We start from the raw sequence: 10,831 nt of genomic DNA, 5'->3' as shown, positions 1-10,831 counted from the left end.
GCTCGGCGTGCCACCGCCGATGAACACGCTGGTGATCGCGCGGTCTTCATCGCCGATGCTGGCCCGCCAATCGGCGAGCAGCGCGTCAACATAGGCGCGCTCCGGCAACACGTCCGGTGCACGGTGCGAGTTGAAATCACAGTACGGGCATTTGACCACACACCAGGGCAAATGCACGTACACCGCCAGGCCCGCGGCCGTGCGGTCGGCTCCTTGACCGGCCCGCGCCGACGCGCCCGGCGTGCGATCAGCCGCGGGCACGCAGCTCGTCGAGCAGCCGGGCCATGGCCAGGCCGCGATGGCTGATCATGTTCTTGCGACTGGCCGTCATTTCGGCGGCCGTGGCGTTTTCGCGCACGACCCAGAACAGCGGGTCATAGCCAAAACCGTGGGCGCCGTGCGGCGCGGTCAGAATCTCGCCGCGCCAGATGCCGTGCGCGATGATCGGCGCCGGATCGGCCGGCGAACGAAGTGCCACCAGGCAGCAATGAAAAGACGCGCCGCGCGCCTCGCGATCCACGCCGTCCAGCTCGGACAAAAGCTTGGCGTTGTTGGCGGCGTCATCACCGTGCGTGCCGGCGTAGCGGGCCGAGAAAATACCCGGCGCGCCGGCCAGATAATCCACCGCCAGGCCTGAGTCGTCGGCGATCGCCGGCAGGCCCGTGGCGTTGGCCGCATGACGGGCCTTGATCAAGGCGTTGTCGACGAAGGCGATGCCGGTTTCGTCGGCATCCCCCACGTCGAACTCGGCCTGAGAGACCGGCTCGATATCGAGCCCGGCCAGCAGGGCCGCCAGCTCGGCGATCTTGCCGGCATTACCCGAGGCCACGACCCATTGCCCGCTCATGATTCGTCGGCCAGCGCGGCCCGCTGCATCTCGATCAGCTCGCCGATGCCTTTCTCGGCGTGGCCCAGCAGGCCGTCGAGCTCTTGGCGCGAGAAGGCATGGCCCTCGGCGGTGCCCTGAATCTCGATGAAACCGCCGGCCTCGTTCATCACCACGTTCATGTCGGTTTCGGCCTGGCTGTCCTCGGCATAGTCCAGATCCAGCACCGGCTCGCCGTTATAGATGCCTACCGACACCGCGGCCAGCTGGCCGTGCAGCGGGTTGGCCTTGACCTTGCCGTCGGCCACCAGCTTGTTCATGGCATCCACGAGCGCCACGTAACCGCCGGTGATCGAGGCCGTGCGGGTGCCGCCGTCGGCCTGTATCACGTCACAATCGATGGTCACCGAACGCGGGCCCAGGCCTTTCAGATCCATCACCGCGCGCAGGCTGCGCCCGATTAGACGCTGGATCTCGACGGTACGCCCGCCTTGCTTACCACGGGCGGCCTCGCGCCCGTTGCGTGAGCCGGTGGCCCCGGGCAGCATGCCGTATTCGGCCGTCAGCCAGCCCGAGTCCTTGCCGCGCAGCCACGGCGGCACCCGCTCTTCAACGCTGGCCGTGCAGATCACCCGCGTATCGCCGAACGACACGAGCACCGAGCCGGCCGCGTGTTTGGTGAAATGACGTTCGATCGAGACAGGGCGCAGATCGGCCGGGGCACGACCGCTGGGGCGTTGGGACATGAGCAGACAAGGGGTTTGAAAACGGCCCCGGATTGTATCAGCGCACCGAGCGTGTGCCCGCATGTTCTATGCCATACTGCCTCGCCTTCGACAGCGCCCGGGCCCCATCGCCCGGCCGTCACGTGATCAAGGGCCTGAGACATGATCCGCAGCATGACCGGCTTCGCCCGCCACGAGATTCGTGGCCCCTGGGGCGAGCTGACCTGGGAACTCAAAAGCGTCAATCATCGCTACCTGGAGACCAGCACCCGCCTGCCCGAACCGCTGCGGGCCGTCGAGGGCGCAATCCGCGAGCGTGTCGGTGAACGCATCGGTCGCGGCAAGGTCGAGATCAGCGCTCGTCTGTCGCTGGCCGAGCCGGCGCAGGGCATCGCCATCGACGAGACACGTCTGGCGGCCCTGGCCGAAGCGCTGGAGCGCGTGCGTGGCCAGGTCATCGACTGTCGTGCCCCGGACGCCATGGCACTGCTGGATTACCCCGGCGTGCAGCAATCCGTCGAGACCGATGCCGATCAGCTACAGTCCGCCGCACTGGCCGGCCTGGACGCGGCACTCGACCAGCTGTGCGACATGCGCGCAGCCGAAGGCCAGCGTATTGCCGAGATGCTGCTCACCCGTAGCCAGACGATCGCCGAACATGCCCAGGGCGTGGCCGAGCGGGTGCCGGCCGTGCGCGACGAGCTGGCCGATAAATGGCGCACGCGCCTGGCCGAGCTGGCGATCAGCGCCGACGAGACCCGGCTGGAAACCGAGCTGGTCATGGCCGCCCAGCGCATGGACATCGCCGAAGAGGTCGATCGGCTGGGCGCCCACGTCGCGGCCCTGGCCGATGCCCTGCAACGCGCCGAGCCGGTCGGGCGGCGCCTGGATTTCCTGATGCAGGAATTCAACCGCGAGGCCAACACCATCGGCTCGAAATCCGCCGACAGCGCGGTGACCGCCCACGCGGTGGAGATGAAAGTGCTCATCGAACAGATGCGCGAACAGGTACAGAACGTCGAGTGAACACCGTGTCCGACAAGAAAAACCAGCCACCCGCCCCGGGCCAGCTCTATGTCATCTCTGCCCCCTCGGGCGGCGGCAAGACCAGTCTGACGCGCGCGCTGATCGAGCGCCTGGCCGCCAAGGGCCGAACCGCCCGGTTTTCGGTGTCCTACACCACGCGAGACCCGCGCGAGGGCGAGCGCGACGGGGTGGATTATCACTTCGTGAGCATGAACGGCTTCAAGCAGATGATCGCCGACGCAGCGTTTCTGGAGCATGCACGCGTCTTTGATCGCTATTACGGCACGTCGAAGGCCGAAACCGAACGCTGGCTGGCGGCCGGTCAGGATGTGATCCTGGATATCGACTGGCAGGGCGCCGAGCAGGTTCGTGCGCGCGCCCCGGATGCCGTCACCATCTTCATCAGCCCGCCGTCTCGGCAAGAGCTGGAGCGGCGCCTGCGCTCACGGGCCTCGGATGACGAGGCCGCGATCACCAAGCGTCTGGCCGAGGCCGACGATGAAATGGCGCGGGCCGGCGATTATGATCATCAGATCGTCAACGACGCGTTCGAGCATGCGCTGGCCGAGCTGCAGGCGATCTTCGAGGGCACGGCGCGCTCTGCATGACTGGCCAGGCGCGCATCACGCGGCTATACTGTCGGATTGCGCTGGATTTAGTGAGGTAGAACGCCATGGCGCGTGTGACCGTCGAAGATTGTCTCGATCATGTAACCAATAAGTTCGAACTGGCGGCCATTGCTTCCAAGCGGGCCCGACAGCTTGCGCGTGGCGCGGTGTCGCAGCTCGAATGGGAAGATGACAAGCCCTCCGTCATGGCGCTGCGCGAGATCGCCGAAGGCCTGATCTCGAAAGACATCCTGGACGAGCCCGAGCTGCCGCCGGTGTCCTCCAGCATGGAGGCCCCGCGTCCGGCCGAGCCCAGCGAGGACGACTTCGTCGCCGACGAGGTCAAGAAAAAACCGGCCGCTGATAGCGACGAATAGGCAGGGCGCTCGACGCCGGCCAGCAAAAAGCCGCGACACGCTCGCGGCTTTTTTGTGCCTGGCGGGTTGGCGGGCGCGTTCTTCTGGACGGTCCGCGAATGCACGCCAATGAAAAGCAAGACAATCCGCAGATTACGCAGATGACGCAGATTGACTTACCGAGCAGCCGGCTCTCGAGTCGTCGAACTCGATTCATGACTCAAGGTTCAATTAATCTGTCCGTATTCATTCGCGTTTATTTGCGTTTATTTGCGGACGGGCCAAGTAACGAAGCCCGATGCTCGCTCGACGCTGATGATGCGGATTGATTTTCAGGGCGGCCGGCTCTTGGTTCGTCGAACTCGGCTCATGACTCGAAGCGCAACCAATCTGTCTTTCAATCTGTGAAATCTGCGTAATCTGCGGATGATCGTCTGTATTCATTCGTGTTTATTGGCGTTCATTCGCGGATGAATAAAGCAACGAAGCCCGGTGCTCGCCGGCTGGCCCAATACACAGTAGTCTCGATGCTATGGAAATCGGTGGCCTGACCCGTCTGCAGAGCAAGATCCGCACGTCGCGTATTTCGCGTGAGTACGGTATCGACGCGCTGGCCGAGCACCTGGAGGGTTATATGCCCGCGCCGGGCATCGTGCAGGTGCGCGCCGCGCATGCCTACGGCGAGAAACAGCATCGCGGCCAGTTCCGAAAGACCGGCGAGCCGTATATCTATCACCCGCTGGCTGTCGCTCGTATTCTGGCCGAGATGCGCCTGGATGCGACCACGCTCATGGCCGCGATCCTGCATGACGTGATCGAGGACACGGATTCGGCCTACGACGAGGTTGCCCGGCGGTTCGGCACCGAGGTCGCGCATCTGGTCGAGGGGGTGTCCAAGCTCGACAAGGCCCAGTTCCATAGTCGTCAGGAGGCCAGCGCCGAATCGTTTCGCAAGCTGATGCTGGCCATGACGCGCGATATCCGCGTGATTCTGGTCAAGCTGGCCGATCGCATGCACAACATGCGAACGCTGGATGGCCAGAACCCGCGCAAGCGCGCCCAGATCGCCCGTGAAACGCTGGAGATCTACGCGCCGATCGCCCGGCGCCTGGGGATCAACAGCATGCGCACCGAGCTGGAGGAGAAAGGCTTTGCCAATCTCTATCCGCGGCGCTACGAGGTGTTGCTCAAGGCCAGCCGCTCGATTGCCGGCGACCGGCGCAGCCTGCTGCGCGAGATCGAGGAAACCCTGTCGCGTTCGGTCGCCGCCGAAGGGCTGACCGCGGCCGTGCGCGGCCGGCGCAAGAATCTCTACAGCATCTATCGCAAGATGCGCGAAAAACATCGACGTTTTCTCGATGTTTTCGATCTCTACGGCGTGCGCATCATCGTGGGCTCCGTGGACGAGTGCTATCGCGTGCTGGGCATCGTGCATCATCGCTACCGGCCGATCTCCGACCAGTTCAACGACTACATCGCCAACCCGAAGTTGAACGGCTATCAGTCGCTGCATACCACGGTCATGGCACGGGGCGGTATCAAGTTCGAGGTCCAGATCCGCACCCGCGAGATGGACCAGATCGCCGAGGCCGGTATCGCCGCCCACTGGCAGTACAAACTGGGCGAGTCGGCCGGCCGGCTGGGCACGCTGGACGCCGAGGAATGGTTGGGCCATCTGGCCGATCTGCACGAGGACGAGCGCGACTCGGTCAACTTCGTCGATTCCCTGCGCATGGACCTGTTTCCCGACGAGGTCTATGTCTTCACGCCCAAGGGCAAGATCATTCGTCTGTCCAAGGGCGCGACCTGTGTCGATTTCGCCTATGCCGTGCATACCGAGCTGGGCAATCGCTGTGTGGCCGCGCGCGTCGACGGCCATCTGGCGCCGCTGAACAACAAGCTCGAATCCGGTCAGACGGTCGAGATCATCACCGCCAAGCACGCTCGGCCGAACGCGGCCTGGCTGCATTTCTTGAAGACCGGCAAGGCCCGGGCCGGCGTGCGCAACTATCTGAAACACCAGCGTGACGACAAGGCCCAGGAGCTGGGCGAGCGGCTGCTTGAGAAATCACTGGCCGATCTGGGCCTGTCGCTGCGCCGACTCTCGAGAGCCGATATCGATCGTGGCCTGGCCGAGATGGACGAGGCCAGCCTGCCGGCGCTGTATTCGGCCATTGGTCTCGGGCGACGCCTGGCCCCGCTCGTTTCCCGGCATTTCCTGAGCGGGGATACCCCCGTGGCCTCGGGCAAGCGGGCCAAGCCCTTGGCCGTGCAGGGCACGGAAGGGCTGGTCGTGGAGTTCGCCAAGTGCTGTCACCCGGTGCCCGGCGATGCCATCCACGGCCAGGCCAGCGTGGGGCGCGGGCTGGTGGTGCATCGCACCGGCTGTGCCTATTCCGCGCGGCGCACGGCCTCCAACGACCGCGTGGAGCTGACCTGGGACGCGCACGTGGCCGGCGAGTACGAAGTCGAGCTGCGCGTGACCGCGGCCAACAAGCGCGGTCTGCTGGCCAGCCTGTCGGCCCGTTTTGCTGACGCCGATGCCAATATCGAGAACGTCAATTTCCCGGAGCGGGGCGGGGCATTGCTGACCATCCGGTTCCTGATCGGCGTGCGTGACCGACACCACCTGGCCAACGTGATCCGCCGCGTGCGCCGGATCCCCGAGGTCGAGAGCATCGAGCGCAGCTGAAACCCGATGCGGTTACGGACGAGACGACGCTGAGCGGGTGTGTAAAAATACAGTGTCTTTCAAGTCCCGGAGCCCGTATGACGAGCACGCGCGAGATCATCCATTCCGATGCTGCCCCCTCGGCGATCGGCCCGTATTCTCAGGCCGTGAAGGTCGGTGACACGGTGTATATTTCCGGCCAGATTCCGCTGGATCCGGCCACCGGCGAGCTGGTCGAAGGCGATTTCAAGGCTCAGGTCGAGCAGGTCTTCGATAACCTCATGGTCGTGGCCAAGGCCGCCGGTGCCGGGCCGCAGCACGCGGTGCGGGTCGGCCTGTACCTGACCGACATGGCCCAGTTCGGCGTCGTCAACGAGGTCATGGCCGCGCGTTTTGATGCGCCTTATCCGTCGCGCGCCGCGATCGGCGTGGCCGCCCTGCCCAAGAACGCAGCCGTCGAGGCCGATGCCATCCTCGTCGTCGACTGAAGCGGTGGCGTCAGCGGCGCCCGGCTTGACGGCGGACGCGCCGGTACGCCGGCTGTCCGGCGTGGGGCCCAAGGTTGCTGAACGTCTGGCCGGGCTGGGTATTCATGCGGTTGGCGATGTATTACTGCATCGCCCGAGCCGCTATGAAGACCGCACGCGCATCACCCCGCTGGCCGAGTTGTTGCCACAGACGCCGGCGCTGGTGGTCGTGCGCGTCGAGCATGCCGAGGTGCGCATGGGCCGGCGTCGCAGTCTGATGGTCTCGGCCTCGGACGGCAGCGCCTGGTTGGGCCTGCGGTTCTTTCATTTCGGCTCGGGTCAGCAGGCACGGCTGGCACCCGGGGCCTGGCTGCGAGTGTTCGGCGAGCCGCGCATGGCCGGCTACCAGCTGGAAATGGTCCACCCCGAGATCGAGGTGGTCGCGGACGCGGCCGCCGGCCATGCGATCACCCCGCAGCTGCTGGCGATCTATCCCACCGCGTCGGGCGTGACCCAGGCCCGCCTGCGTGACATGGCCGATCAGACGCTGGCCCTGATGGCACGCGATGATTTCTGGCCCGAAATCCTGCCGCGTGACTTGAGCGGGCCGGCATTGGCCATGACCGCGCGTCAGGCCGTCGAGCGGATCCATCGCCCGCCGGTGGATGCCGATCTGGCCGCGCTTATCGAAGGCAATGATCCGGCTTGTCGGCGCCTGGCCTTCGAGGAGCTGCTGGGCCATCAGCTGGGCCTGCGGGCCCGCCGACGCCAGATCCGTGCCGACAAGGCGCCGGCCATGCGTGATGCCGGGCGTGGCCTGGCGCCGTTGTTCGAGGGCCTGGGGTTTTCGCCCACCGGTGCCCAGCGCCGTGTGATCGGCGAGATTCTGGCCGATATGTCGGCCGCTGCTCCCATGCTGCGTCTGGTGCAGGGCGACGTGGGCTCGGGCAAGACCGTGGTGGCCGCCGCGGCGCTGCTCACGGCCGTGGATAATGCCTGGCAGGGCGCGTTCATGGCGCCCACCGAGCTGCTGGCCGAGCAGCATCACGCCGCGCTGACCGGCTGGCTGGCGCCCCTGGACGTGCCGGTCTGGCTGCTTACCGGCAAGAAGAAACACGACGAGGCCGCCCGCGAGGCGATCGAGGCCGGCCGGCCCGGTGTGATCGTGGGCACCCATGCGTTGTTTCAGGCATCGGTGGTCTTCGGCGCGCTGGGCCTGGCCGTCATCGACGAACAGCATCGCTTCGGCGTGGATCAACGTCTGGCGCTGCGTAACAAGGCCGCCAAGAAAGGACGGGCGGCCACCACGGCACATCAGCTGATCATGACCGCCACGCCGATCCCGCGCACCTTGGCCATGTCGGCCTATGCCGATCTGGATACCTCGGTGATCGACGAGCTGCCGCCCGGGCGTACCCCGATCAAGACCGTGGCGATCCCCAACACCCGTCGCGATGAGGTGATCGCCCGGATCGGCCAGGCCGTGGCCGACGGGCGCCAGGTGTATTGGGTCTGTACGCTGATCGAGGCCTCGGAGAAACTCGAGGCCCAGGCCGCCGAGGCTGCCGCCGAGGCCCTGGCCGATGCGTTGCTGGGCGTGCGGGTTTCATTGGTACACGGGCGCATGAAGGCCGCGGAGAAAGCCAAGGCCATGAATGCCTTCAAGGCCGGGGATATCGATGTGCTGGTGGCCACAACCGTCATCGAGGTCGGCGTGGACGTGCCCAATGCCTCGCTCATGATCATCGAAAACGCCGAGCGCCTGGGCCTGGCCCAGCTGCACCAGTTGCGCGGGCGCGTTGGGCGCGGCTCGGTGGCCAGCCACTGTGTGCTGCTCTACAAGGCGCCGTTATCCGATACCGCGCGGTCGCGCCTGTCGGCGTTGCGGGGCACCAACGACGGGTTCGCCATCGCCCGGGCCGATCTCGATCTGCGCGGGCCGGGCGAAGTGCTGGGCACGCGCCAGACCGGGGCCGCGACGTTTCGTATCGCCGATCTGGTGCGCGACGCCGATCTGGCCGAGGCCGCACTCGCCGTGGCCGATGACGTACTGGCCTATCACCCACGCGAGGCCGATGCGCTCATCACGCGCTGGACAAGTGCGGCAGAGAATTACGCCCAAGTCTAAGCGTTGCTGTCGGGCCCGGGTTAAGCTCGAGCCTGTCATTTAAGAATATTCGGCCCATGAAATTTCTTCGTCGCGGCATTGAGCTGGTCCGTTTCCAGCTCGAACAGTTCATCGTGCGGGGCACGCTTTCGCGCTTGATCGTGATTGCCCTTGCGATGGTGTTGATCGCCGTGGTGGCGGGCTTGATCGCTTATGCCGTATTGCCGCGGGCCGACTACGGCGATCGCGGGGCTGCGATGTGGTGGGCCTTTCTGCGCCTGACCGATTCCGGCTATCTGGGCGATGATGAAGGGGTATGGCTACGCACCATATCGACCACGCTGACGGTACTGGGCGTGGTGCTGTTCGTGGGCGCGCTGATTGCGACCATGACCCAGTGGCTGGATGACACTATCGAGACTCTGGAGGCCGGCTATACGCCGATCGCCAAGAACGATCATCTGCTGATTCTGGGCTGGAACAACCGCACGGCCGAAATGGTCGAGCAGCTGCTGGTGGCCGAAGGCCGGGTGGCCCGGTTCCTGCGGGCCCGCGGAGCCAAGCGGTTGACTGTCGTGGTGCTGGCCCAGAAGGTCTCGCCGGCCTTGACCGCCGAGCTGCGCGACGTGCTGGGCCGGCGTTATCGGCGCCGCCAGATCATCCTGCGCTCGGGCAGCGCGCTACGCACCGAGCACCTCAAGCGCGTCGACTATGCCCACGCTGGTGCCATCGTGCTGCCGGCCGCCGAGTTCGATGCCGGCGGGGCGCCGGACGAGCGCACCATCAAGACCCTGATGAGCGCGGCCTCGGCCAGCGACGACGTTGAGCCGGCCGATCTGCCCTTGATCGTGGCCGAAATCTTCGATGCCGATCTGCTGGAAACCGCGCGCCAGGCTTACCCCGGCCCGGCCGAGATCATCGGCACGGCCGAAATCATCGCGCGCCTGATCGTTCAGAACACTCGCTATCCGGGTCTGGCTGAGGTTTATAACGAATTGTTGGCCGGCCACGACCAGGCCGATGCCAATCGGCTGTTCGTGCCCGAACCGACCAGCGCCCAGATCGGCCAGCCGCTATCCATGCTGGCCGGCTGTTATCCCACGGCGATTCTGATCGGCGTGGCTCGTGGCGGGCGCTTCTTTGCCTTGTATGACGATGATGATCTCGTGGTCGAGGCCGGTGACCGCCTGGCGCTCATCGCCCGTGGCTATGACGACTGTGAGCCCGCGGGCGAGCCGGCCCGCCTGGCCGCGCGCGATTCGGCGCCCGTGGCGGCGCCGCATGCCACGATCCGGTCGCGTCGCGTGCTGGTGCTGGGCTGGAACCAGAAGCTGCCGTCCCTGCTCAAGGAATTCGATTCGCTGACCGGCGAGCACACCACAATCGATGTCTGTTCGCTGTTGCCGATCGCCGAGCGCGAGGCGCTGCTGGCCCAGCGCGGCATCGATATCCAGCATTTGGCGTTGACGCACCACGAGTTCGTGGTCACCTCTTATGCCCAGCTCTCGCGCCTGGATCTGGTGGCCTACGACACCGTCATTCTCGTGGCCAGCGACTGGCTGGGTTCGGCCGAGGCGGCTGACGCGCGCCTGTTGCTCTCCGATCTGGTGGTCAAGCGCGCGCTTTCGGCGGTCGGGGCCAAGCCCACGCTCATCGTCGAGACAATGGATGAAGACAACGTATCGCTGTTCGAGGACCCACAGGCCGAGTGCCTGGTCTCGCCGGTGATTCAGTCCAACCTGCTCACTCAGGTGGCCCTGCGGCGCGAGCTGCATTGGGTGATCGAGGATATCTTCGGCGCACACGGCGCCGAGGTGGCCATGCGCCCGGCCGTGGCCCCCGGCGCCTCCGACTACGAGGCCAGCTTCGACGAACTGGCCGCACGCGCTGCCGCCGCGGGCGAGATTCTGCTGGGCACGCTGCACGACTCGTCGCGCGGCTGGCAGGCCGATCTGAACCCGATCGATCGCGGTGCCAAGCGCCGGCTCACCGCGGCCGACCGACTGGTCGTGATCGTCTCGGAACCGGCCTCGGCCTGAGTATCA

General features: G+C 65.9%; 9 protein-coding genes and 1 pseudogene. 7 read left to right on the top strand and 3 right to left on the bottom strand.

Annotated elements, in window-relative coordinates; translation table 11 throughout:
* The 3 genes and pseudogenes from SAJA_RS10375 to rph all read right to left on the bottom strand — a co-directional run.
* A pseudogene (locus tag SAJA_RS10375) lies at nucleotides 1-189 on the bottom strand (radical SAM family heme chaperone HemW); the annotation flags it as partial.
* A gap of 58 nt (nucleotides 190-247) precedes the next feature.
* Nucleotides 248-847, bottom strand: a complete 600-nt coding sequence (rdgB, locus tag SAJA_RS10370; protein ID WP_123658606.1) for an RdgB/HAM1 family non-canonical purine NTP pyrophosphatase — start codon at nucleotides 845-847, stop codon at nucleotides 248-250.
* Nucleotides 844-1,572 carry a ribonuclease PH gene (gene rph / locus SAJA_RS10365; protein WP_123658605.1) on the bottom strand — a complete coding sequence of 243 codons (729 nt, stop codon included), beginning with the start codon at nucleotides 1,570-1,572 and terminating at the stop codon, nucleotides 844-846. The genes rdgB and rph overlap by 4 nt, the downstream gene beginning before the upstream one ends.
* A 141-nt stretch (nucleotides 1,573-1,713) precedes the next feature.
* Between rph and SAJA_RS10360 the strand changes: the two genes are divergently transcribed.
* The 7 genes from SAJA_RS10360 (at nucleotide 1,714) to SAJA_RS10330 (ending at nucleotide 10,825) form a co-directional block, all read left to right on the top strand.
* Nucleotides 1,714-2,577, top strand: a complete 864-nt coding sequence (locus tag SAJA_RS10360) for a YicC/YloC family endoribonuclease (protein WP_123658604.1) — start codon at nucleotides 1,714-1,716, stop codon at nucleotides 2,575-2,577.
* 5 nt (nucleotides 2,578-2,582) lie between these two features.
* Nucleotides 2,583-3,185: a guanylate kinase gene (gmk, locus tag SAJA_RS10355; RefSeq protein WP_123658603.1), complete on the top strand. Its 603-nt coding sequence runs from the start codon at nucleotides 2,583-2,585 to the stop codon at nucleotides 3,183-3,185.
* Between the two features lie 65 nt (nucleotides 3,186-3,250).
* A complete protein-coding gene (gene rpoZ, locus SAJA_RS10350) occupies nucleotides 3,251-3,562 on the top strand; it encodes a DNA-directed RNA polymerase subunit omega (RefSeq protein WP_123658602.1) in 312 nt (103 codons plus the stop codon).
* A 511-nt stretch (nucleotides 3,563-4,073) separates the two neighbouring features.
* Entirely contained in the window at nucleotides 4,074-6,233 is a 2,160-nt protein-coding gene (locus SAJA_RS10345; RefSeq protein WP_123658601.1) for a RelA/SpoT family protein, read from the top strand.
* 77 nt (nucleotides 6,234-6,310) lie between these two features.
* Nucleotides 6,311-6,700, top strand: coding sequence for a RidA family protein (locus tag SAJA_RS10340; RefSeq protein ID WP_123658600.1), 390 nt, complete (start codon nucleotides 6,311-6,313; stop codon nucleotides 6,698-6,700).
* Complete coding sequence (gene recG / locus SAJA_RS10335; RefSeq protein WP_123658599.1) at nucleotides 6,678-8,807, top strand: ATP-dependent DNA helicase RecG; 2,130 nt, start codon at nucleotides 6,678-6,680, stop codon at nucleotides 8,805-8,807. Before SAJA_RS10340 ends, recG begins: the two co-directional genes overlap by 23 nt.
* A 56-nt stretch (nucleotides 8,808-8,863) precedes the next feature.
* A complete protein-coding gene (locus SAJA_RS10330) occupies nucleotides 8,864-10,825 on the top strand; it encodes a CASTOR/POLLUX-related putative ion channel (RefSeq protein ID WP_123658598.1) in 1,962 nt (653 codons plus the stop codon).
* Nucleotides 10,826-10,831: the final 6 nt, after the last annotated feature.

The organism is Salinisphaera japonica YTM-1, assembly GCF_003788585.1.
Taxonomy (GTDB): domain Bacteria; phylum Pseudomonadota; class Gammaproteobacteria; order Nevskiales; family Salinisphaeraceae; genus Salinisphaera; species Salinisphaera japonica.
Note: the sequence above shows the minus strand (reverse complement) of the source record. Positions and strands in the feature narration are given on the sequence as shown.